Here is a 21,955-nt window from a genome sequence, read left to right as displayed (position 1 = left end):
CCGATGAGCTCCGTGGCGATCGTTTTCGTCCGGACGCGCTGGACAATTCTCCCGGTTCCGGTCTACATAGGAAAGCGTTCGAAGGTCGGGAATTTTCAGCTTCTATTGATTGGAGGTGGCGGGATGACGCAGGTCGTGGGACGGCCGACGCCGAGAATCGAGGGCCCGCTGAAAGTGACGGGGAAAGCGCTTTACAGCGCCGACGTGAAGCTGCCGGGGCTGCTCTGGGGAAAGTGTCTGAGGAGCCCGATCGCCTACGGCAGGATCAAGCGCGTCGATACCGGCAGGGCCCGGCAGGTTCCCGGAGTTCACGCCGTGATTACGGGGCAGGACGTCGCCGGCCGGCGCATCGGGCGTTGCATCTACGACACCCCGGTGCTCGCCGACGGCGTGGTCCGGTTCGTCGGCGAGAAAGTGGCGGCGGTAGCCGCCGAAACGGAGGAGGCGGCCGAGCAGGCGCTCGACCTGATCGACGTCGAGTACGAAGAGATGGAGCCGCTGCTCGATCCGCTCGAAGCCGTGAAGCCGGGCGCTCCGCTCCTCCATCCCGACCTGCCGTCGTACAAGGGACTGCCGGTTCCGGTCGAACGGCCCAGCAACGTGTTCGCCTCCCTGAGGTGGGGCAAGGGCGATATCCAGGCGGGCTTTGCCCAGTCGGACCTGATCGTCGAGAACACCTTCACCACCCAGGCGACGCACCAGGCCTATCTCGAGCCGCACGCTTGCGTGGTTCGGGCGGACCCGTCGGCCGGCGCGGAAGTGTGGTGCTGCAGCAAGACGCCCTTCGCCGTTCGAAACCAGCTCTCCAACTGCACCGGAGTGCCCAAGGAGAAATTCGTTTTTCATCCGATGCACATCGGCGGGGACTTCGGCGGCAAGGGCGGGTTCATGGACGTCGCGGTCTGCTACTATCTTTCGCTGCGAAGCGGCCGGCCGGTGAAGATGGTCATGGACTACGGGGAAGAGTTGCTCGCGGCCAACCCGCGCCATCCGGCGATCATCAAGGTCAAGACGGGCGTCCGGAAGGACGGGACGATCCTCGCGCACCACATGGACTTCCTTTTCGACAGCGGCGCATACGGCTCGATGAAGCCCGCCGGGTACCTGATCGGGCCGCAGAACTGCGCGGGGCCTTACCGGATCGCGAACTGCCTGATCGAGGAGCGCCTGGTCTACACGAACAAGGTGCCCTGCGGCCACATGAGGGCTCCGGGCGATCCGCAGGGTTTCTTCGCCAACGAGAGCCAGCTCGACATCGTGGCGCGGGCCCTCGGGCTCGATCCTGCGGATTTCAAGCGAAGAAACCTGCTGCACGACGGGGAGGAAACGTCGATCGGCGGCCGCATCGCGCACGTCCGCGGCGTCGAGGCGCTGGACAAGGCGCTTCGGCTTGCCGGCTACCAGAAGCCCAAGGCGAAGAACGTCGGCCGCGGGCTCGCATTTTCCGAGTGGAGCCCGAGCGGCGGCGAGGGAAACGTCTTCGTCACGATCGAGCGGACGGGGAGGATCAAGGTCTCCTCGCCGGTGGTCGATCAGGGAGCGGGGGTGTTGACGGTGATCGTGGAAGTCGTGGCCGAGGAGCTCAGGGTTTCCCCCGACCGCATCGAGCTGGCGCAGCTCGACAGCAGCACCGTGCCGAGCGACGGCGGGGTCGGAGGCAGCCGGGCGACGCGGGTCTACGGCAATGCGGCCTACGATGCCGGCGTCAAGGCACGAAACGAGCTGCTTGCGGCCGCGGCGGAAAAGCTCGGAGTCGATCCCGGGGAGCTGGAGCTCGCCGGCGAAGCGGTGATTCATCCGCGGTCCAGAAGGCGGATGAGCTTTGCCGAGGTCGTGGAGGCCCGAGGAGCGGAGATCTACGTCGGCGGCTACTACAAGAGCTCGGAGAAGTCCCACGACGCGTCGATCTCGGCGCAGATCGCGGAAGTTCACGTCGATCCCGAGACCGGCCGGGTGACGCTCAGGAGCATGGTTTCGGCGCACACCACGGGCAAGGTGATCAACCCGCTCATGCACCAGGGGCAGATCGACGGCGGCGTGGTATTCGGCCTGGGATACGCCCTGACCGAGGAATTGTCGTTCGACGGCGGCAAGGTGACGACCACGAATTTCGGCGAGTTCAAGATCCCGAACATTCGCGACATCCCGCCGCTCAAGACCGCGGTGATGGAAAACGTGCCCTGCGGGCCCGGGCCGTACAACAGCCTGGCGATCGGCGAGGTGGCGAACGTTCCCACCGCCGCGGCCGTAGCCAACGCCATCCACGACGCCTGCGGCGTGAGGATCACCTCGCTGCCGATCACCGCCGAGAAGATCTATACCGCTTTGAAGAGCCGCCGCTGACGCCGTTCCGTACGCTCAGCGCGCCAGGAGGGCGACGGCCTCGACGTGGAACGTGTGGGGAAAGAGGTCGATCGGCTGAACGCGCTCCAGACGGTAGCCGCGCCGGGCCAGCGCCGCGAGATCGCGCGCCAGCGTGGCCGGGTCGCAGGAGACGTAGACGATCCGGGCCGCTCCCAGCGAGGCGATCGATTCCTGGATTTCCTTGGCTCCGGCGCGCGGCGGGTCGAGCACGATCTTCGCGAAGCGCTCGCCGCGCCGTGAGAGACTTTCGACCGCGTCCGGAACGCGGGCTTCCATCCAGCGGATGTTCGCGAGCCCGCCGCGCTGAGCGTTGTGCCGGGCGCTTTCCATCGCCACCCGCGATCCCTCGACGGCGACGACCTCCCCGGCGCGGCGCGCGATGGGCAGCGTGAAGTTGCCGGCACCCGAGTACAGCTCGAGAACGCGGTCGGCCGGGCCCGGTTCCGCCGCGTCGAGCAGCTCGCGCACGAGGACGCGATTTCCCTCGGGGTTCACCTGCGTGAAGACGTCGGCTTCGACCCGGAGATCGACTCCGGGCTCGGGCGCCAGCGATACGCGGGTTTCCCCCCAGGCCCTGCGGGTCCCGCCGCCGGTCGCGACGAGGCCGCGAAGCCGAGGCTCGCGCCGCAGAAGCGCTTCGGCGGCGGCGTCGGGGCGGTGAAAAGGCGCCGACCGGCGCAGAACGGCGACCAGCTCGTCGGGACCGTCTCCCGCGACCACCTCCAGCTCCTCCGCTTCGGTCCGGATGTCCCGGGCCCAGGCGCGCAGCGCTTCGAGGACGCCGTTGACGGGTTCAGCGGCGATGAGACAGGAATCGATCTCGACGAGCGCTCGCGACCGGGCGCGGCGGAAACCGATCCGCCCGTCGTCGGCGAGCGCCAGCCGGACGCGACGCCGGTAGTGATACTCCCGCGGCGAGGCGAGGATGGGGCGCACCTCGAAGGCGGTGAGCTTGCCGATTCTTCGCAGCGCCTCTTCCACGCACTTTTGCTTGGCGTCGAGCTGGGCGCGGTAGCGGACATGCTGCCAGGGACAGCCGCCGCACTGCGCGAAATACGGGCAGGGGGGCGCCTGGCGCTCGGGCGACGGGCGCAGCACCTGCAGGAGCTCGGCCGTCGCGTACCGCCGATGCATGTCCCGGATCCGCGCGACGACCCTGTCGCCGGGGGCGGCTCCGCTGACGATGACGGCGCGACCCTCATGGCGGCCGATGCCGCCCGGGCCGTAAACGAGCCCGTCGATCTCTAGCGAGATCTCGTTTTTCGGGGTAGGCTGAACCATCGCTCGGGCGCTCTCCGATCCCGATATCCTTTCTATAGCACAGGGAGGACGCCGGTCCATGGAAGCCGCAAACGACCCCCGCTTGCTCAAAGGCATCGACGAGTTCAACCGGCAGCTCTTCTTCGAGTGCCATGAAACGCTCGAGGCGATCTGGCTGGAGCACCACGGCGAGGATCGGGCTTTCTATCAGGGCATCATTCAGATCGCCGCCGGCTATTTCAAATGGCAGCAGGGGGTGCCGGCGGGCGCGCTGAAGCTCTGGCGCGCGGGACTGGAGAAAATCGCGGCTTACGGGCCGGCCCATCTCGGGATCGATCTCGATTCGCTGGCGCGGCAGGTGAGGCGCGACCTCGTGGAAGTCGAAGCGTGCCGGGAAAGCGGGACCGAGGCGCGGCTGGGCACTCCAGCGATTCGCCTGGCCGGCCGACGCCCGACATGATCCGCTGCATCGACGTCCGCAAAGCCTACCCGCAGGGCGAAGGAGAGCTCACGGTGCTCGCCGGCGTCTCGCTCGAGGTGCCGCGGGGGCAGTTCGCGGTGATCATGGGCCCGAGCGGCTCCGGCAAGAGCACGCTGCTGCATCTCATGGGGGGCCTGGACCGGCCCACCTCCGGAGACGTGGTGGTCGACGAGCGGGTGGTCTCCCGAATGGACGACGACGCGGTGACGGTTTTTCGCCGCACGCACATCGGCTTCGTCTTCCAGTTCTTCAACCTGCTTCCCACCCTGACGGCGCTCGAGAACGTCGCCCTGCCGCTGATCCTCGACGGGCGCGCCAAGGCCGACGCCGAGCGCAAGGCGGAGTCGCTGTTGGAGAGCGTCGGCCTGGCGAATCGCCGGAGCCACCTTCCCGAGGAGCTTTCGGGAGGGGAGATCCAGCGCGTGGCGATCGCCCGCGCGCTGGCGTTCGACCCGCCGTTCCTGCTCGCCGACGAGCCCACCGGAAATCTCGACTCGAAAACCGGCGAGGCGGTGCTCGGGCTGCTCCGGCGAATCCACCGCGAGCGGGGATGCACGATCGTGATGGTCACCCACAGCCCGGAGGCCGCCCGCTGCGGCGAGCGGCTCGTTTGCTTGCGCGACGGCCGGATCGAGGAAGACGCTGGGTGATACCGCGATTGTTCGCCTATCTGTCGTGGCGCGATTTCGGGCGTCACCGGTTGAGAACGGTCCTGACCTTCACCGGCATCGCGCTGGGGATCGCGGTGATCGTGGCGATCGCCATCGTCAACCGGTCGCTCAGCAGCTCGTTCCAGACGACGATCGACCGCATCGCGGGCAAGGCGGTCCTGCAGGTCTCGAACGGCGAGAGCGGGCTGCGCGAGTCGCTGTTCGCGGCGGTGCGCGATACGCCCGGCGTGCAGGCCGCCGCCGCCGTCGTGGAGGGGTTCCTGCCGGTGGGCGGCTCGGAGCACGAACGGCTGTACGTTCTCGGCGTGGACCTGCTCACCGATTTCGCGGTTCGCGACCATCCCTTCGCCGGCGCGGACTTTACGTACGAGCGGGCGCTCGATTTCATCGCCAACCCGGACTCGATCGCGATCACCGAGTCGTTCGCCCGGCGCTTCGGCCTCGTTCGGGGCAGCCGCCTTGAGCTCACGACCAGCCACGGGAAAGCGCTCTACACGGTCCGGGCGCTGCTGAAAGAAGAAGGGACGGCCAGGGTGTTCGGCGGCAATTTCGCCCTCATGGACCTGCCGGCGGCCCAGCGCGCGCTCGGAAAGTCGGAGAAGCTCGACGTCGTCGATATCACCGTCGAGCCCGGGGAAACGATCGAAGCGGTGCGCGAGCGGCTCGAGCGGCGGCTTCAGGGAAGCGCGCAGGTCGAGCGGCCGCGCAAGCGCGGCGAGCAGATCGAGCAGCTCCTTACCTCGTTTCGCGTCGGGCTGTTCTTCGTCAGCCTGATCGCGCTCTTCGTCGGCTATTTCCTGATCTACAACACGGTGGCGGTTTCGGTGGTGCAGAGGCGTCGGGAGATCGGCACGCTCAGGTGCCTGGGGCTGCGCCGCCGCGACCTGGTCAGGCTGATCGTCGCGGAATCGCTGACGCTCGCGCTGGCGGGCTCCGCCGCCGGCGCGGCTATGGGCTGGCTGCTGGCTCGCGCCGCCCTGATCGCCGTGGGGGAGACCGTCGGGAATCTCTTTTCGCTCGTGGACCTCGGCGCGGAGCGCCTGGGAGCGGGCGAGGCGGCTCTCGCCGCGGCCTGCGGAAGCTTCGTGGCGGTCCTCGCGGCTCTCCATCCCGCGCTCGAAGCGGCGCGCATCAGCCCGCTCGAGAACGCGCGCCAGTCGGGATGGCGGCCCGCGATCCGCCGCAGGCGGCCCTGGAGCACGCTCGCGGCGGCGGCCTGCTTTTGCCTCTCGCCGGGGCTGATCCTCGGATCTCCGAAGCTCGCCGGCCCCGTGGCGCAGTTCAGCATGGGCGTGGCGGCCATGCTGTTGTTCCTGTTGGGGCTGGGGCTGCTCTGCCCGGCGATTACCGCGCGGGCGGCGCCGTGGCTGTGGCGGGCTGCGGCCGCGGTCCGCGCGCCGTCGTGGGCCGAAGCGCGGCTGGCCTCCGACAGCCTGGGCCGGAACCCGGCGCGCGCCGGGATCACGGTGGCCACGATGGTGATCAGCCTGGCCGCGATCTTCACGATCGCGGCGTTCGTGAACAGCGTCCGGGGCTCGCTGCTCGCGTGGGTCGACCAGATGGTCACCGCGGACCTGATCGTCAGCTCGGGAGCCCGAACCGCGGGCCCCCGCAACGTGCCGCTGAGCGAGGAGCCGGCGGCGGGATTGAAAAGGATCCCCGGAGTGCGCACGGTCGACCTCTACCGCCTCGTCCGCTCCACCTACCGCGGCCGGCCGATCCTGATCGAATCATTCTCGGCGCGCGACTCCGCGGCGGTCCGGACGCTGCCGATGGCGGCCGGAGACGGAAGGGAGACGCTCGAGAAGATGGGTGAAGGGCTGGGGGTGGTCGTCAGCGAGAGCTTCCAGAGCAAGTTCGGCACGGCGCCGGGCGACGTGGTGGAGCTGCCGACGCCTTCCGGAAAGGTCGCGTTCCGCGTTCTCGGCATCTACGTCGACTATTCCTCGGACATCGGCAGCGTGCTGCTCGACCGCGCGCTTTACAAAAAGTACTGGGGCGACTCGCTCGTGGATGCCTTCGATCTATGGCTCGAGCCCGGCGCCAGCCCTCGGGCGGTGACCGAGCGGATCAAGCGGGAGTACGGCGAGAAGTACCAGCTTTTCGTCAGCACCCACGGCGAGCTCAGGGATGCGGTGGTTCACATCATGGAGCAGTCTTTCGCCGTCAACTACGCGGTCGAGATCGTGGCGGTCGTGGTCGCGATCTTCAGCGTCATCAACACTCTGCTCGCCTCGGTGCTCGATCGCGCCCGCGAGATCGCCGTGCTGCGCGCGCTCGGCGCCACCCGGCGGCAGGTGCGGCGCGCGGTGGTGCTGGAGGCGGCGGCGATGGGCCTTCTCGGAGGCATCCTCGGGCTCGCCGGCGGCTCCGTCATGGCATACCATCACGTGGTCTACAACACCAAGCTGCTGACCGGCTGGACCTTCCAGTTCCACTACCCCTACGGCCTCGCCGGGCTCGCGGTCGCCGCGGCGGTGCTGCTGTGCGCGGCGGCTTCCTGCTGGCCCGCGCGCCAGGCCGCGGCGCAGCCTGTCGTCGCCGCCATCGGGTACGAGTGAAGCGCGGGCGGGTCAGGAGGTCGGAACTTCCTGAGCAGGAAGCTCCGTGAAGATGACGAAGCGCGCGCGGCGGTTCTTGACGCGGCACTCCTCGGTGCGCTCGAAGCAGGCGGGCGCTTCCTTGCCGTAGCTGATGGTGACCATCCTCTCGGCCGCGATTCCCTCCTTGACGAGAAAATCCTTGGCCGCCTGGGCCCGCTTTGCGCCCAGGGCGAGGTTGTATTCGGACGAGCCGATGTCGTCGCAGTGCCCTTCGATCTCGATCATCGCTTTCGGATGGGCTTTCAGCCACGCGGCGTTTTGCCGGAGAATCTCCTGGGCCTCGGCCAGAAGGGCGGTGCTGTCGAACTCGTAGTAGATGTCCTTGAGAGGAGCCCCGGGGGGCGTGACCGCGGCGACGCCGCGACTCAACGCCTCGAGCGCCGACGGCGACCGGATTGCCTCCCTGGATGCCGCCACGGGCTCGGGGTTGTTGAAGACGGCCGGCCGGACAACGGGATCCGCGCTGGAGCAGCCGCCCGCCAGGAGAGCGACGAGGACCACCCACCGGGACGCCGTGGGACAGGAGGCGAGCCGGGCGTCGGGGCGGAGGCGGCGGAAGCTCGGGATCGACATCGGTTCCGGCTATCCTCTCGCATTTGCGCCGCGATTGTCAAGATTTTTGACGCTCTGTGGGGGCGCCGCGGCCCGGCGACTGCGAGCCGCCATCCAGAGAACTCCACAGACTCCGCCAAAGGTGTCGATCGCGACATCGAGAAGGCTCGCCGAGCGGCTGGGGACCAGCACCTGATGGAGCTCGTCACCGAGCGCGTACGTGAAAACGAACAGCGCCGTCCAGAGCGCCCAAAGCCGCGGGGGCGTTCGATGGCGTCTCCGCACGGCGCGCGCGAAGAGCACGGCGAGGATGAAATACTCGAAGGCGTGGCCGGCCTTGCGCGCGACAAGATGAGCGGTCGCAACTTGGCCTCGATCGATCCCCGGAAAGCAGCGCTCGAGCAGGAGCTCGAAGAAAGCGAAGGTTTGCGGCCCGGAAAAGGCGTCCGTGGAGAAGAGAAAGATCGCCGCCGCCCAGGCGATTACCGGCGCCCAGTACGGGATGAGATCGCGAGCTCCGGCCGGCCGGCGGCCATCGGCGAGGATCAGGCTTGCCCTCCCGGTTTTTTCAGCAGCGCGTAGAGGCAGGACGCCGTAAGGAAGAGGATCGTGAGCGCGAGCATCAGCGGGGCGTAACTCTGATAGCGGTCGTAAACCGCGCCCGCGACCACCGGACCCAGCGCCGCGCCCCAGAGATAGAAGAAGCTCATCGCCCCGCGGATCGTCCCGAAGGACTTGCGGCCGAAGAAATCGCCGACGGTCGCCCAGCTCACCGGAAAGACGGCCTCGACGAACGTGAAGAGCACCGTGAACACCCACATCGGCCATTCGCCGTCGGCGTGGGAGAGCAGCAGCATCGCGACGGTGCCGATGATCATGGAGACCGCCATGACCAGCGGCTTGCTCGTGAAGTCGGCGATCCAGCCGACCATCAGGTGCGTCGGCAGGCTCATGAGCGCCATCGTCGCGAGCATCGCCGCGGCGCGCTGCTCCGAGACCCCTTTCCAGACCATCATGGGGATGAAATGAACGGTGATCGAGTTGTAGGCGGCGACGCGCGCGATCGTGGCGAGAACCAGCATCCAGAAGGCCGAAGTCTTCATCGCCTCGGTCACGGTGAAGCTCGCTTCGGCGGCGGCGCCGCGCGCGCCCGCGGGCGACGCGTCGGGAGCCTGCCCGCCGGGAGCGTCCCCGTCGGGCAGGAGCCCCATGCTTTCGGGGGAACGGCGTACCGGGAGGACGAGCGGAATGCCGACGACGATCAGGCCGAGCCCGGCGAGAAAGGCCGCGGAACGCCACCCCCAGGTGTAGACCGCGAAGGCGAGCAGCGGCGTAACCAGCGTTCCGCCGAGACCGATCGAAGAGCTGATCAGGGTCATGGCCAGCGCGCGGCGCCTGACGAACCAGGAGTTGGCGAGCACCATGGGGGAGTGCATGAATCCGGCCGAGAACGAGAGAGAGATCACGCCCAGGTAGACCGCGAGCAACGCGGCATAGCTGTTCACCCACGCAAGCGCCATGTAGCCGACGCCCGAGAGCGCGATCCCCGCCAGCATCAACGGCCGCGGCCCGTAGCGGTCGATCAGGTAGCCCGCCACGGGTCCTTCGATCGCGCCTTCCGCGCGCGCGAGCGAGAACACCAGAGAGGTCGCGGCCCGGCTGAGCCCGAGCTCGTTGGTGATCGGCAGGAAGAAAACCGTGAAGCCGTACAGGTGGAGGCCGCCGCCCAGGAGCCGGACCGCGCATCCCAGCGCGACCATGCGCCAGCCGTAGAACGAGGGGAGGTGGTTTTCGAGGAGGCGGCGAAGCATCGTCGAAGTCAACGGGCGAGGACGAGCGGCGGGTGCTGTTCCGAGGACACTAACCGACGCCGATCGCCCTGTCAACGACGGCGCGCCGCTGATATCCGCAGGAAAATCGTGTATAAGAAAACCGAGCCGTGCGGCGGCGAACGCCGCGGGCGAAAGGCGGAGATTCGTGAAGCACAGAGTCACCCTGATCCCGGGCGACGGAATCGGCCCGGAAGTCACCAGGTCGGCCGTGGCGGTGGTTCGCGCCGCAGGCGTCAACATCGAGTGGGAAGAGTATCTGGCGGGGGCCGGCGCCCTGAAAAAGCACCGGACGACGATTCCGCCCGCGCTGATCAAGTCGTTCCAGAAGAACCGCGTGGCGCTCAAGGGGCCGGTGACCACGCCGGTCGGCGAGGGGTTCGCCAGCGTGAACGTCGAGCTGCGCAAGCGCTTCGATCTCTACGCGAACCTGCGTCCGATCCGCAACCTTCCGGGGGTCCCCGCCCGGTATCGCGACGTGGATCTGATCGTCGTGCGGGAGAACACGGAGGGGCAGTACTCCGGGATCGAGCACGAGGTCGTGCCGGGGGTGGTGGAGAGCCTGAAGATCATCACGGAAAAGGCCTCGACGAGGATCGCGGAGTTCGCCTTCGGCTACGCGCGCGCCCACAAGCGAAAGAAGATCACCGCGGTCCACAAGGCCAACATCATGAAGATGAGCGACGGTCTTTTTCTCGAGTGCGCCCGCAGGGTCGCGAAGCGCCACGCCGGGATCGAGTTCGCGGACATCATCGTCGACAACGCCTGCCTGCAGCTGGTCCTGGACCCGCTGCGTTTCGACATCCTGCTGCTCGAGAACCTCTACGGCGACATCGTCTCCGATCTGGCCGCCGGGCTGGTGGGCGGGCTCGGGGTCGTCGCCGGCGCCAATCTCGGCGACACGCACGCGCTGTTCGAGCCCGTGCACGGCAGCGCTCCGGACATCCAGGGCCGGGGAATCGCCAACCCGACCGCGATGATCTCGGCGGCGATCATGATGCTCGACCATCTTTCCGAGAGGGCGGCCGCAAGGCGCATCGCCCGGGCCCTCGAAACGATCCTCGCGCGGGGCGATACGTTGACGCCCGACCTCGGCGGATCGGCCAATACGGCGCAGTTCACGGAAGCGATCATTCGGGAGATCGAACGGTAGGAGACCCGGGCGCTTCGCTCGTGCGCTCGTGCTCACCCGGAACAAACGATCCACTCGCGCGGATAGGCGTTGAGCGACTCGCAGCCGTTTCGTTTCACCACCAGGGTCTCGCCGAACTGGAGCCCCATGCGCTCGTCCTTCGTCATCACGTTGGGCTGAATGACGATCACCATGTTCTCGCGAAAGATCATCTCCCTGGAGTCGTGGCGCCGCGTGGTCCTCGTTTGAAAGATCGGCGGGTACTGGTTCACGCCGTGCACCAGATCGTCGTAGATGCTGAAGCCGCGCCGGTGGATCACTTCGGCCGCTTCCTCGGCCTCGGTCGTCGAGGCGCCGTCCTTGATGACGTTTGCCAGGGTCTCGAAGGCTTCGAGGGCGACGTCGTGCAGCGCTTTCCATTCCGCCGTCGGCCCTTCGCCGAGCGAGAAGGTCCGGTGGATCTGGCCGCTGTAGCCCCAGTAGGCGCCGCTGATCTCGGTGATCAGGCAGTCGCCCGCCTGCAGCCGCCGGCCGGACTGGAACTGCGCCGGCACGGGGGTGTCCGGCTCGCGCATCGGCATGCTGGACATGAAATGAATGCCGGCGTAGCCGCCCTGCCGGAGATAGACGGGCTCGATCAGCGAGGCGATCTCGTCCTCCCGCATTCCCGCACGGAGTCCTTCCGCCAGCGAGCGGATCGAGTCGTCGGTGAGCTTGGAGGCGAAGCGGATCCGCTCGATCTCCTCGGCGCTGCGGATCGTGCGCATCGAGCGCAGAGCGCCGCTCAGATCGGTGAACGCGGCGCCCGGAAGGCTCTCGCGCAGCCGCAGGTAATGCTGGTAGGGGATCGAACCCGCCAGCCCGACCCGGCGCGACTCCAGCCCGCGCTCGCGCAGCAATTCCACCACGCTGGCCGCCGTGCTCGGGCCCGCCCAGCGGACGTCCTCGATCACCGACATCACGCGCGCCATCGGATAGTGGTTGTAGAGCTGCACCAGGACGACGGCGTCCCGTCCGGGCTGCATCAGCACGTAGGCTTCGCGGCTGCACGGCCAGTCGGTGAGCCAGTAGACGTCCGAGGCGTATCTTCCCGCGCCGTAAACCAGCAGCGCGTCGACGGCCTGCTGCTCCATGAGCTGCTCGACGGCCCGGTGGCGGCTTTCCATCTCTTGTCCGGAAAACGTCGGATAGTTCTTGCGCTCGCGCATCACGATCTCCCTGAAGGAAAAAATTCCTGCGTTTCCCCGCTTCTGTAGCACCGGCGGCGATCGGGGCGCAAGACCGGACGCCTTCGGGCGGGCGAAGATCCGGTGGCACGGGCGTTGCGCCGTCACGTACGGCCGTGCTTCGGGGATCGGGCCGGCACTGCGCCAGGACCGACATCCGGCCGCGGAGCGGGCGGGCGGCGATGGACAGCCCGCAGAGCGAGGCAGCGGGAAGCCAGGAGAGAAGGAGGCGCGCGCGAGACGGACCAATCGAGGCTTGCCGGCGCCGTCCCGGATACGTTAAAAGGGTTCCAGGGCTGGCGGGCGCGGCGGCGCGAAGCGATTGGAGACCGTGATGGCCAAGGACGGACGCGGACAGGGCACGCCGGCGGCGGCGGTGATCCTGGCCGGCGGCAGGAGCTCGCGCATGGGACGCGCGAAAGCGCTGCTGCCCTTCGCCGGCCGGCCGCTCGTCTGCCATCTCGCCGCGACGCTCGGCTCGCTTTTCGACGAGGTGATCGTCGTCGCCGCGCCGGGGCAGGAGCTTCCCGAGCTTCCCGCCCGCGTCGTGCGCGACGCCGTGCCCCATCAGGGTCCGGTCGGCGGAATCTGCTACGGGCTGGCGGCGGCGCGAAGCGAGCTCTGTTTCGTGACCTCCTGCGACGTCGCGTTCCTGAACCTGCGGCTGATCTCTTATCTGCTCTCCCGGGCGCCCGGCTACGACGTGGTCGTGCCGCGCTGGGAAGACCGCCTCCAGCCCCTGCACGCGGTCTACCGCCGCACCGTCGTGCCGCTGCTCGAGGAGCAGCTGCGCACGGGCGAGCTTCGCCCGGTCTATCTCTTCGACAAGGTTCCCTGCCTGCAGCTGGGCGAGGAGGAAATCCGGAAATTCGATCCCGAGGGTCTGAGCTTCTTCAACATGAACACGCCGGAGGACTACGCGGCTGCGCTCCGCTTGTGGCAGGAGCGGGCGGGGAGCGACGTGACCTGCACCGTCGAGCTTTTCGGCGCCGCGCGCCTGCTGGCGCGGACCCCGGAGGTTTCCCTCACCATACCCGCCGGATCGGCGCTCGCCGAGGTTTTCGCCGCGCTGGCCGAGCGAGTGCCGGCGCTCTCGAACCGGGTCGTCGACCCGGAGCGCCGCCGCCTCGCGCCCGGCTACGCCTGCAACATCAACGGTCTGGACTTCGTTCGCGATTCGTCGGTGAAGATCAACCCGGGCGACCGCATTCTGATCCTGTCGGCGGACGCCGGAGGCTAGGCCATGTACGGCTTTCACGGGCGCCTTCTCCACGTCGATCTCGAGCGCGGACGCTTCGAGCGGCGCTCCCTCGAGGAGGCCCGGCTGCGCTCTTTCCTCGGCGGCATCGGCCTCGGGACCGCCCTGCTGTACGAGCACGCGCCGGCGGGCGTCGAGCCCCTGGCCCCCGCCAATCCGCTGATCCTGGCCAGCGCCCCGCTCGTCGGGACCGGGCTCACCACGACGGCGAAGTACGCGGTGGTGACGAAGTCGCCGCTCACGGGCTTCATCGCCGATTCTCTCTCGTCGAGCTTCTTCGCCCTCGAGCTCAAGCGCACCGGTCTCGACGCCGTCGTGATCACGGGCAGGGCGGCGGCGCCGGTCTATGTCGTGATCGCCAGCGACCGTCTCGAGATTCGCGACGCGAGCCACCTCTGGGGGCGGAGCGCGGCCGAGGCCGAAGCGCTGATCCGCGCCGAGCTCGGCGACCCCGACGTTCGGGTGGCGGCCATCGGCGTCGCCGGGGAAAACCGCGTGCGCTACGCCACCATCTCCAACGAAGGGCGCCACGCGGGACGAGGCGGCGTCGGCGCGGTCATGGGAGCGAAGAACCTGAAAGCAGTGGCGCTGCGAGGCCGCGAGGCGACGGCGGTCGCCGATCCTCGGGGAGTCGCGGCGCTCGCCGAGGAGATGCGGCGGCGGAGCCTGGGGCCGATGACCGAGAAGTACCGGGCGATCGGTACCGTGGCCAACCTGTCGGTGTTCAACCGCCTGGGAGCGCTGCCGACGCGCAACTTCCAGCAGTCGACGTTCGAGGGAGCCGAGTCGGTGAGCGGCGAGAGCTTCACCGAAACCGCCTTCAGCCGCAGACACGGCTGCGCCTCGTGCACCATCCAGTGCGAGCGGTTGTTCAGGTCGCTCGGCGGCAGCGAGCAGCGCCTGGAGTACGAAAGCCTGTTTGCGCTGGGGCCGCTGTGCGGGATCGAAGACCCGCAGGCGGTGCTCGAGGCGGCCCGGCTGTGCGACCTCTACGGCCTCGACACGATCAGCGCCGGGGGAACGGTCGCCTGGGCCATGGAGTGCGCCGAGAAGGGCCTGCTTCCCGAGGCGGGAAACCTCGGCTTGCGCTTCGGCCGGGCGGAAGCTCTGCTCGGCGCGCTCGGCCTGATCGCGCGGCGGTCGGGCGACCTCGGCGACCTGCTGGCGGAGGGGTCGCGCACGGCCGCCCTTCGGCTCGGCGGCGAGGCACCGTACCTGGCGATGCAGGTCAAGGGGCTGGAGCTTCCCGGCTACGAGCCCCGCAGCTTGAAGACAATGGCTCTCGGCCTCGCGGTGAGCCCGCGCGGTGCCTGCCACAACCGCTCCGGCGCCTACGATGCGGACTTCTCGGGCGAGGTCGACCGGCTGAGCGCGGATGCGGGAAAAGGCGCTCTGGTCGCCGCGGCCGAGGACTTCGTCGCCGTGCTGGATTCCCTCATCGTCTGCAAGTTTCTGCGCCGCTGCTTCGTCGATTTTTACGGCGAGGCGGCCGATTTTCTGGCGAAAGTCACCGGCTGGCCGTGCTCGGGAGAGGAGCTGCGCCTGACCGGCGAGCGCATCCATAATCTCAAGAAGCTCTTCAACATCCGCTCGGGCTGGCGGCCGGAGGACGACTGGCTGCCGCCGCGGCTGTTGAACGAGAAGCTGACCTCGGGCGCGGCCGAGGGAGCGGCGCTCACGGCCGCCGAGCTGCGCGAGATGATCGGGGCGTACTACCGCGCGAGGGGTTGGGACGAAAACGGCTCGATCCCGGAGGCGAAGCTCCAGGAGCTGGGTCTTCGCTGACGCGGCGGACGGCGGGCGGCTGCGTTGACGGGCCTGACCCCCCTGCGATAGAAGGAGCCCATGGCGTCAAGCTGGGGCGTGTTCCTGTGCGATTGCCGGCGCACGATCGCGCTCGACCGCGATCGCCTCGACTTCGCCGTCGCTCCGGCGGTGCTCTGCCGCGGCAGCGATCCTGCAGCCGACGTCGCCGGATTCGCCGCCGGGGTGCGGCGGGAGCAGCCCGAGCGGATTCTGATCGGTTGCTGCGCCGATCAGCGCTTGTTCCAGGACGCCCTCGGCGAGGCGGGCACGCCGCCTTCGAATCTCCACTTCGTCAATCTCAAGGAAGCCAGCTTCGCGGTCCATCCCGATCCCGGCGAGGCGCACGACAAGGCGTCGCGCCTGCTGCGGGCGGCGATGGAAGCGGCGGAGGCGGGCGGCGATCCTCCTTCCTACAACCGGCTGACGGTCGGAGGGCGTGTCTTGATCGCCGTCGACTCTCCGGCCGGGCTCGGCGCATGCGAGAAGATCGCGGCCGTGGCGGAGCGGACCTGGATTGTGGCGCCTCCGACTTTGCAGGCCGATCCCTTCTCTTCGACGCTGTTCGTGGCCGGGCGCGTTACCGCCGTGAAAGGCCGCCTCGGCGATTTCCGCGTCACGGTCGAAAGCGACGGGGCACCGCCGCCGGCGCGCAGGGAGATCACGGTCGATCAGGTGGTTTTCCTCCTGGAAAGCGGGCCTCCTTGCACGCCGCGCACCGGCCTGCACCTTCTCGGCCCGCCCGCTCGGGCCGACCTCGAAGCTGCAGCCGAGCGGATCCGCGATCTCACGGGCGACTTCTTGAAACCGGTGCACGTGGCCTACGATCCCGCCGTCTGCGCCGGTGGAGCGGCGGGGCGGCAGGCCTGTGGGGTCTGCATTCCCGCATGCCCTTACGAGGCGATTGCGCGGAGCGCGGAAGAGCCGCTGCGCGTGAGGGTCGACCACATGGCCTGCGAAGGCTGCGGCGCGTGCGCTTCGGCCTGCCCCACCGGCGCGCTGCGCTTCATGGAACCGTCGCCGCGACAGCTGTACGCGCGACTTGCGGCGTTGCTCCGGCCGGAAAGCGGTCCCGAAGAGGAGCCCCGCGCGGTTCTATTCCACTGCGGCGAGCAAGGGCGCCGGGCGTTGGAAGCGGCGGGCGCGCGGCCGCTCGCCTACCCGGCGGCGCTCCTGCCGATCGAGGTGCCGTGCCTCCGCCACGTCTCGGAAGCCGAGATGCTCGCGGCATTCGCCCGGGGAGCGGCCGGCGTCGGCTTGCTGGGGTGCCGGACCTGCCAGCACGGAGAACGGGCGTTGCTGATGGAAAAGATCGACTTCTCCCGGACGGTGCTCGAGGCCTTCGAGCTGGGCGCGGATCGCATTGCGCTGATCACCGCGGGCCAGCAGGCGCCCGAGGAAGCGATCGCCGATCTGGCGCGGTTCGCCTCCGGCCTGAAGCCGACGCCGATCCCGCCGGGAGCAAGAGCGACGGCCGACCGGGGAGGCCGCGGGGCGGTCGCCGAGGCGATCGGGATCTTCATCGAGCAGCTCTCGCGGGAGCCGGGCCGGCGGTCTCTGGGCGCGGCGCATTCGTACGGCTATGCCGAGGTCAGGGAATCCGGCTGCACGCTCTGCCGCTCCTGCGTCAACGTCTGCCCCGTGAACGCCTTCCGGTTCGACGAGGCGGCACAGGCGCTGGAGTTCAGGCACGTCTCCTGCGTCGGCTGCGGGTTGTGCGAGGCGGTTTGCCCGGAAAACGTCATCGAGATCAGACGCGAGATTCGTCTCGAGCGCTCCGCGCTGGACCACCGCGCGCTCGTCAGCGACGGCATGGTGGCCTGCACGCAATGCGGCAAGCCGTACGTCAACCGCAAAGCGCTGGAGAAGATCGAGGCCCGGCTTTTCGCCGCCGAGTCGCTGCTCGACACCTTCGTCGGCGCTCGCAAGAACCTCCTGCGCATGTGTCCGGACTGCCGGGCGGTCGCGGCGATGCTGGAGGTCGAAAAGGGCTGGAAACCGTGAGCCCGAGACCCGGGAGCGCGGCAGGAATGGAGACGAAGAAGGGAAAGCGGGGGCGCCGTGGGGAGAGAGTTTCCGGCAACGCGTTCATGGACACGGCGCGCGCGGCGTTCGTCCGCTACCTTGCGCTCGAGAAGTGGCGCGAGGTCGACGATCTCGGCTCGGCGGCCGGCCTGAGTCTCGACCGCGCGCTGGAGGAGGCGGGACGCTTCCCGGAGCGCGGCGCATACCGGTCGCTCTGGGAGGAGCGCTGGCGCGCGGAGGTCAGGCCCGAGCGTGCGGGCGAGGATGCGGGAAGCCTCTTCGCGGCGATCGAGCGTGTCGTGCGAGATGCGGTCGAGGCGGAGGAGGCCGAGCGGCGGCAGCGCGGGGACCGCGCGCTGGACGAGGACCCGCAGTACAAAGCCTTCATCGATCGCGTCCTGGAGCGGCTCCTGCGCGAAGGGGACGTGGGGAACGGGCAATGACGGAGCGCGAGACGGCTGCCTTTCGCCACGAATATTACCAGCTCCTCGTGGCGCTGTTTCGCGGCGAGCCGGGAGGGGAGCTGCTGCGGGAGCTTGCGCGCGGCGCCGCCGGACGGGCGCAGGCGGCGCGCAGCCTCAACGGCGCGCTTGCGGCGGGGTGGGAAGAGGTCGGCCGCTTCCTCGCCGGGGCGGTGCCGGGAAGTCTGCCGGAGTCGGTGCGCGACGAATACACCCGGCTTTTCATCGGCCCGCGCGGCCCCGAGGTCAACCCCTACGAATCCTACTATCTCACCGGACGGCTGCTGGACCGTCCGCTGGCGGAGATCCGCGGCTTTCTCGGAAATCTCGGAATCGAGAAGCAGGAGAGCTACAGCGAGCCCGAAGACGCGCTCGCGTTCGAGCTCGAGATCGTGCGCTGGCTGATCGGCAGGCAGCTCGGGGCGGAAAGCGCGGAGGAAGAGGAGCGCTTCCTCGGCCTTCAGGCCGACTTTCTCGTGCAGCACCTGCTCGTCTGGGGACTCGACTGCGCCCGCGACATCCAGGAAGCGCAAGGCGCAGCCTTCTATCGCGGCGTCGCAAAAATCCTGCAGGGCTTCCTGGAGCTCGAGGCGAGCCTCTTGCGCGAACGGGGCGTGGAGCGGATCGCCCCGCTGGAGGCCCGGCGGCGCCACTACGCTTCCTTCGCGACGTGGAAGGGGCCGACGTTCGACCCGGGCGGGGAAAAAGGCTGAACGCCTTTGTCCGGGAAGGGAATGGAAGGCGCTGCCAGAGGGCTCCAGCGCGCTCCCGGAAGGGCGTTGACAAACGGGTTGACGCGGTGATAAGGGCGGCTCATCAGGGTCAATGGATCTTTCGACGGGGGTGGCCATGATCGAAGCACGTATCAAAGAGCTTGATCCGGCCCGGCGCCGGGCGGTGATCACCACCGAGGACGGTCGCGAGATCGTCTTGACCTTTCCGGAGGGCGCGAACATCGAGATCCGCGAACCGACCACGATGGGGACGATGGGCGGAACGCTGGAGGATCTCCGCGAAGGCTATTTCGTCGAGGTCCAGCTCGGTCCCGACGATGCCGGAGGGAGCTGCGCCTGCGCTTCGCTGATCTCCGTCAGCTGAACCTTTCCCGCGGCCGCCAGTGACAGGGAGGGGAGCCATGGAAAAGATCGATCTCATCGGGCGGCAACCTCGGCGAAGATTCTTCGCCAGCTTTCTAGCCGCGATCACAGGAGGGACCGCCTTCCTGCTCTCCTGGAAAAAGGGCCGGGCGCTCGCAAAGGCTCCCGAACCCCCGGATTCCGGCCCTATCCTGTACCGCCGCACCGAGGAGGCGGAGCGGTATTACCGGACCCTTTATCGCTAGCTCGGAGACGGAAAACGAATAGCCGGCTGCATCGGCCCGCCGGACGTTGCGGGCCGGCTCTGCTGGCCGGAGGGGAGGACCCTATGAAGCTCATCCGAACGGATGGCAATGGCGGCCGGCAGCCTTCGGGACAGCCGGGACCGGCGATCGACCGCCGACGGTTTCTGGCGGCCGCGGGCCTCGGGGGTCTCGGAGCGAGCCTCGCCGCCCTGGCGGGGCCGTCGCTCGTACGGGAAACGGAAGCACAGGGCAGGCGGCAGCCGCAACCGCCCAAGCTGGAGCAGCACAAGACGATCTGCACCAATTGCGCGGTGGGCTGCGGCCTGATCGGCGAGGTGCAGAACGGGGTCTGGGTCAGCCAGGAGCCCTGGTTCGAGCACCCCATCAATCAGGGGAGCCTCTGCTCCAAGGGAGCGGCCGCGCGGGAGAAGGTCGTGAACGAAAAGCGGCTGCGCTACCCGATGAAGCTCGCGGGCGGCAAGTGGCAGCGCCTCTCGTGGGACCAGGCGCTGTCGGAGATCAGCGCGAAGCTGCTCGAGCTGCGCAAGCGGTACGGCCCCGACATCCTCCAGATCAATTTTTCGGCCCACCAGTCGAACGAGAACGGGTACGCCATCCGCAAGTGGGCGGCGATGTGGGGGACCAACAACGCCGATTTCCAGGCCCGGATATGACACTCCACCACCGTGGCCGGTCTGGCCAACGTATTCGGGTACGGGGCGATGACGAATCACCAGAACGACATCCGCAACAGCCGCAGCATCATGATCATCGGCATGAACCCCGCGGAGAACCACCCGATCTCCATGCAGCACATTCTCACCGCGAAGGAGAACAACCGGGCGGTCGTCATCTCGGTCGACCCGCGCTTCACCAAGACCTCCGCCTTCGCCAACAAGTACGTCCGCCTGCGCTCGGGCACCGACGTGGCCTTCGTCTACGGCCTGATCAACGTGATCCTGGCCAGGGGCTGGGAGGACAAGAAGTTCATCGCCGAGCGGACCTACGATTTCGAAGGGCTCAAGAAGGAGGTGGCGAAGTACGACCTCAAGACCGCGTCTGACATCACCGGGGTTCCGGCGGCCGACATCGAGTGGGTCGCCCGGGCGATGGCGGAAAACCGCCCCGGCACGGTCATCTGGGCGATGGGAGGAACGCAGCACAACCACGGCACGGGCGTGGTGCGGACCTACTGCCATCTCCAGATGGTGCTGGGCAACATGGGCAAGCCGGGCGGCGGCTGCGACGTCTTCCGCGGGCACGACAGCATTCAGGGCGTGACCGACGTCGGCGGCGGGCCGGAGACCCTGCCGGGCTATTACGGCATCGGCGAGAGCGCGTGGGAGCATTACTCCAAGGTGTGGGACGTGCCTCTCGAGTGGCTGGTATCCCGCTTCAAGGACAAGAAGATGATGGAGAAGCCGGGATTCACGGTCGCGCGCTGGTACGAAGGGGTGCTGCTCGATCCCAAGCAGCTCGGCCAGGAGGTCAACCTCAAGGCGGTGATGTTCTGGGGCCACTCGACGAACTCGATGTCGCAGATGGACCGCGTCAAGAAGGCGCTCGAAAAGGTCGATCTGATCGTCGACGTCGATCCGTTCGTGACCAACACCGCCGTGCTGCCCGACCGCAAGGACGGCGTCTACCTCCTGCCGGCGGCGACGAACTACGAGCAGTGGGGGTCGTCCACCAACACCAACCGCGATCTCCAGTGGCGCGACAAGGTGGTCGATCCGGTCTTCGAGGCCAGGCCCGACCTGGCGATCATGATCGATCTCGCCGAGCGCCTCGGCTTCAAGAAGCAGTTCATCCACAACATGAAAGGAGACTGGAAGGGCGTGCCGGCGAGCATGAAGAACGTGAGGACGCTGCCGGAGGCGACCTTCGAGGACGTGCTGCGCGAGATCAACATGAGCTGCCTCTCGATCGGCTACAACGGCCAGACTCCCGAGCGGCTCAAGCGCCAGAAAGAGTGGGCGCACGTCTTCGACATCAGGACCAAGAAAGCGATCGGCGGTCCGGTGAACGGCGAGCAATGGGGCTTGCCGTGGCCGTGCTGGAGCGAGAAGCATCCCGGGACGCCGATCCTGTACCGCAACGACATTCCCGTATCCGAGGGAGGCTGCGGCTTCCGGGCGACGTGGGGGCCCAAGGCGCCCGACGGCAAGACCCTGCTCGCCGCCAAGGGCTCGGCTCCTCCGGGAGGGCCCAAGGAAGGATACCCGGCCGAAAAGGATTACGCCCGCGATCTCACGCAGGAGGCGATCAAGAGGGCGCTGGCCGAAGGCCGGAGCCCGTTCGGCAACGGCCGGGCGCGGTTCAACTCGTGGAACATCCCGGACCCGGTGCCGACGCACCGGGAGCCGATCCACAGCCCGCGGCCCGACCTGATCGTCAAGTGGCCGACCTACGACGACGTCAAGGAGCACTACCGGCTGCCGCAGCTCTACAAGAGCCTGCAAAGGCCGGACTGGGTGAAGCAGTATCCGCTCATCCTCACGACCGGCCGGGTGGTCGAAATGGAAGGGGGCGGCGCCGCCGAGCGCAACTCCTGGTGGCTGGTGGAGCTGAACCCCGAGGTCTACGTCGAGGTGCATCCGAAGGTCGCCAACGACCACGGGTTGCGCCACGGCGACTACTGCTGGCTCGAGTCGCCCGAGGATCTCGACGGGCGGCCGAGCCGCGTCTGGGTCAAGGTCAAGGTTACCAAGCGCGTCGGCCCGGACACCGTGTTCATGCCCTTTCACTGGGGCGGGATGTTCGAGGGGCGGTCGCTCGCCGGCAAGTACCCCGAAGGGACGGTGCCGTACGCGATCGGCGAGTCCGCCAACGTCATCACCAACTACGGCTATGACCGCGTGACGCAGATGCAGGAGACCAAGACCGGGCTGTGCCGGATCAGCAAGCCGCAGCGGTCCTGAGGACGGAGGCCGATATGGCGCAACAAA

The 21,955-nt window shown here is 68.2% G+C and carries 18 protein-coding genes; 14 read left to right on the top strand and 4 right to left on the bottom strand.

The genetic code is table 11. The features are described 5' to 3' along the window. Positions 1-123: 123 nt before the first annotated feature. Entirely contained in the window at positions 124-2,343 is a 2,220-nt protein-coding gene (locus VNN77_16245) for a xanthine dehydrogenase family protein molybdopterin-binding subunit (protein ID HXG52950.1), read from the top strand. A 15-nt stretch (positions 2,344-2,358) separates the two neighbouring features. Here the strand turns inward: VNN77_16245 and rlmD are convergent, their stop codons facing one another. Next, on the bottom strand, positions 2,359-3,645 hold the full coding sequence (gene rlmD, locus VNN77_16240; protein ID HXG52949.1) for a 23S rRNA (uracil(1939)-C(5))-methyltransferase RlmD: 1,287 nt from the start codon (positions 3,643-3,645) through the stop codon (positions 2,359-2,361). Between the two features lie 58 nt (positions 3,646-3,703). Between rlmD and VNN77_16235 the strand changes: the two genes are divergently transcribed. The 3 genes from VNN77_16235 to VNN77_16225 are packed head-to-tail and all read left to right on the top strand — an operon-like array spanning position 3,704 to position 7,337. After that, a complete protein-coding gene (locus VNN77_16235; protein ID HXG52948.1) occupies positions 3,704-4,084 on the top strand; it encodes a DUF309 domain-containing protein in 381 nt (126 codons plus the stop codon). Then, positions 4,081-4,755 (top strand): ABC transporter ATP-binding protein, encoded by a 675-nt coding sequence (locus tag VNN77_16230; protein HXG52947.1) that lies wholly within the window; start codon positions 4,081-4,083, stop codon positions 4,753-4,755. The genes VNN77_16235 and VNN77_16230 overlap by 4 nt, the downstream gene beginning before the upstream one ends. Continuing rightward, positions 4,752-7,337 (top strand): ABC transporter permease, encoded by a 2,586-nt coding sequence (locus VNN77_16225; protein ID HXG52946.1) that lies wholly within the window; start codon positions 4,752-4,754, stop codon positions 7,335-7,337. The genes VNN77_16230 and VNN77_16225 overlap by 4 nt, the downstream gene beginning before the upstream one ends. A gap of 12 nt (positions 7,338-7,349) precedes the next feature. On the opposite strand, the gene pal is transcribed toward VNN77_16225, so the two are convergent. Then, positions 7,350-7,952, bottom strand: a complete 603-nt coding sequence (pal, locus tag VNN77_16220; GenBank protein ID HXG52945.1) for a peptidoglycan-associated lipoprotein Pal — start codon at positions 7,950-7,952, stop codon at positions 7,350-7,352. Positions 7,953-8,126: 174 nt separating this feature from the next. Between pal and VNN77_16215 the strand changes: the two genes are divergently transcribed. Next, a complete protein-coding gene (locus VNN77_16215) occupies positions 8,127-8,513 on the top strand; it encodes a hypothetical protein (GenBank protein ID HXG52944.1) in 387 nt (128 codons plus the stop codon). Here VNN77_16215 and VNN77_16210 read toward each other — a convergent pair. After that, positions 8,477-9,742 (bottom strand): MFS transporter, encoded by a 1,266-nt coding sequence (locus tag VNN77_16210; protein HXG52943.1) that lies wholly within the window; start codon positions 9,740-9,742, stop codon positions 8,477-8,479. The genes VNN77_16215 and VNN77_16210 overlap by 37 nt on opposite strands. A 166-nt stretch (positions 9,743-9,908) precedes the next feature. Here VNN77_16210 and VNN77_16205 point away from each other — a divergent pair, with 166 nt between their 5' ends. Further along, complete coding sequence (locus tag VNN77_16205) at positions 9,909-10,913, top strand: isocitrate dehydrogenase (NAD(+)) (protein ID HXG52942.1); 1,005 nt, start codon at positions 9,909-9,911, stop codon at positions 10,911-10,913. A 32-nt stretch (positions 10,914-10,945) separates the two neighbouring features. Here VNN77_16205 and VNN77_16200 read toward each other — a convergent pair whose 3' ends face one another. Then, positions 10,946-12,100 carry a Xaa-Pro peptidase family protein gene (locus VNN77_16200; GenBank protein HXG52941.1) on the bottom strand — a complete coding sequence of 385 codons (1,155 nt, stop codon included), beginning with the start codon at positions 12,098-12,100 and terminating at the stop codon, positions 10,946-10,948. A 352-nt stretch (positions 12,101-12,452) separates the two neighbouring features. Between VNN77_16200 and VNN77_16195 the strand changes: the two genes are divergently transcribed. The 8 genes from VNN77_16195 to VNN77_16160 all read left to right on the top strand — a co-directional run bounded on the left by VNN77_16195 (position 12,453) and on the right by VNN77_16160 (position 21,928). After that, positions 12,453-13,358 carry an NTP transferase domain-containing protein gene (locus tag VNN77_16195; GenBank protein HXG52940.1) on the top strand — a complete coding sequence of 302 codons (906 nt, stop codon included), beginning with the start codon at positions 12,453-12,455 and terminating at the stop codon, positions 13,356-13,358. Positions 13,359-13,361: 3 nt separating this feature from the next. Beyond that, on the top strand, positions 13,362-15,161 hold the full coding sequence (locus tag VNN77_16190; GenBank protein HXG52939.1) for an aldehyde ferredoxin oxidoreductase family protein: 1,800 nt from the start codon (positions 13,362-13,364) through the stop codon (positions 15,159-15,161). 60 nt (positions 15,162-15,221) lie between these two features. After that, complete coding sequence (locus VNN77_16185; GenBank protein HXG52938.1) at positions 15,222-17,183, top strand: 4Fe-4S dicluster domain-containing protein; 1,962 nt, start codon at positions 15,222-15,224, stop codon at positions 17,181-17,183. Between the two features lie 26 nt (positions 17,184-17,209). After that, positions 17,210-17,647: a hypothetical protein gene (locus VNN77_16180; protein HXG52937.1), complete on the top strand. Its 438-nt coding sequence runs from the start codon at positions 17,210-17,212 to the stop codon at positions 17,645-17,647. Further along, the gene (locus tag VNN77_16175; GenBank protein HXG52936.1) at positions 17,644-18,378 is read left to right on the top strand and encodes a molecular chaperone TorD family protein; all 735 of its coding nucleotides are present in this window, start codon (positions 17,644-17,646) and stop codon (positions 18,376-18,378) included. The genes VNN77_16180 and VNN77_16175 overlap by 4 nt, the downstream gene beginning before the upstream one ends. A gap of 136 nt (positions 18,379-18,514) precedes the next feature. Continuing rightward, positions 18,515-18,763: a hypothetical protein gene (locus VNN77_16170; GenBank protein ID HXG52935.1), complete on the top strand. Its 249-nt coding sequence runs from the start codon at positions 18,515-18,517 to the stop codon at positions 18,761-18,763. Between the two features lie 37 nt (positions 18,764-18,800). Beyond that, positions 18,801-19,007, top strand: coding sequence for a hypothetical protein (locus VNN77_16165; GenBank protein HXG52934.1), 207 nt, complete (start codon positions 18,801-18,803; stop codon positions 19,005-19,007). A gap of 83 nt (positions 19,008-19,090) precedes the next feature. After that, positions 19,091-21,928: a formate dehydrogenase subunit alpha gene (locus tag VNN77_16160; GenBank protein ID HXG52933.1), complete on the top strand. Its 2,838-nt coding sequence runs from the start codon at positions 19,091-19,093 to the stop codon at positions 21,926-21,928. Positions 21,929-21,955 lie beyond the last annotated feature (27 nt).

Source organism: Candidatus Zixiibacteriota bacterium (assembly GCA_035574315.1).
Taxonomy (GTDB): Bacteria; Desulfobacterota; Binatia; order UBA9968; family UBA9968; genus DATLYW01.
This window is presented reverse-complemented; position numbering and strand designations above follow the sequence as displayed.

What these genes read in the sequence shown, in the direction of transcription:
- VNN77_16235 (HXG52948.1), top strand. Translation starts at nt 3,704, where the DNA reads ATGGAAGCCGCAAACGACCCCCGCTTGCTCAAAGGCATCGACGAGTTC.
- VNN77_16165 (HXG52934.1), top strand. Translation starts at nt 18,801, where the DNA reads ATGGAAAAGATCGATCTCATCGGGCGGCAACCTCGGCGAAGATTCTTC.
- VNN77_16195 (HXG52940.1), top strand. Translation starts at nt 12,453, where the DNA reads ATGGCCAAGGACGGACGCGGACAGGGCACGCCGGCGGCGGCGGTGATC.
- VNN77_16200 (HXG52941.1), bottom strand. Translation starts at nt 12,100, where the DNA reads ATGCGCGAGCGCAAGAACTATCCGACGTTTTCCGGACAAGAGATGGAA.
- VNN77_16190 (HXG52939.1), top strand. Translation starts at nt 13,362, where the DNA reads ATGTACGGCTTTCACGGGCGCCTTCTCCACGTCGATCTCGAGCGCGGA.
- VNN77_16230 (HXG52947.1), top strand. Translation starts at nt 4,081, where the DNA reads ATGATCCGCTGCATCGACGTCCGCAAAGCCTACCCGCAGGGCGAAGGA.
- VNN77_16185 (HXG52938.1), top strand. Translation starts at nt 15,222, where the DNA reads ATGGCGTCAAGCTGGGGCGTGTTCCTGTGCGATTGCCGGCGCACGATC.
- VNN77_16170 (HXG52935.1), top strand. Translation starts at nt 18,515, where the DNA reads ATGATCGAAGCACGTATCAAAGAGCTTGATCCGGCCCGGCGCCGGGCG.
- VNN77_16245 (HXG52950.1), top strand. Translation starts at nt 124, where the DNA reads ATGACGCAGGTCGTGGGACGGCCGACGCCGAGAATCGAGGGCCCGCTG.
- VNN77_16175 (HXG52936.1), top strand. Translation starts at nt 17,644, where the DNA reads ATGACGGAGCGCGAGACGGCTGCCTTTCGCCACGAATATTACCAGCTC.
- VNN77_16210 (HXG52943.1), bottom strand. Translation starts at nt 9,742, where the DNA reads ATGCTTCGCCGCCTCCTCGAAAACCACCTCCCCTCGTTCTACGGCTGG.
- VNN77_16215 (HXG52944.1), top strand. Translation starts at nt 8,127, where the DNA reads ATGGAGCTCGTCACCGAGCGCGTACGTGAAAACGAACAGCGCCGTCCA.
- pal (HXG52945.1), bottom strand. Translation starts at nt 7,952, where the DNA reads ATGTCGATCCCGAGCTTCCGCCGCCTCCGCCCCGACGCCCGGCTCGCC.
- rlmD (HXG52949.1), bottom strand. Translation starts at nt 3,645, where the DNA reads ATGGTTCAGCCTACCCCGAAAAACGAGATCTCGCTAGAGATCGACGGG.
- VNN77_16180 (HXG52937.1), top strand. Translation starts at nt 17,210, where the DNA reads ATGGAGACGAAGAAGGGAAAGCGGGGGCGCCGTGGGGAGAGAGTTTCC.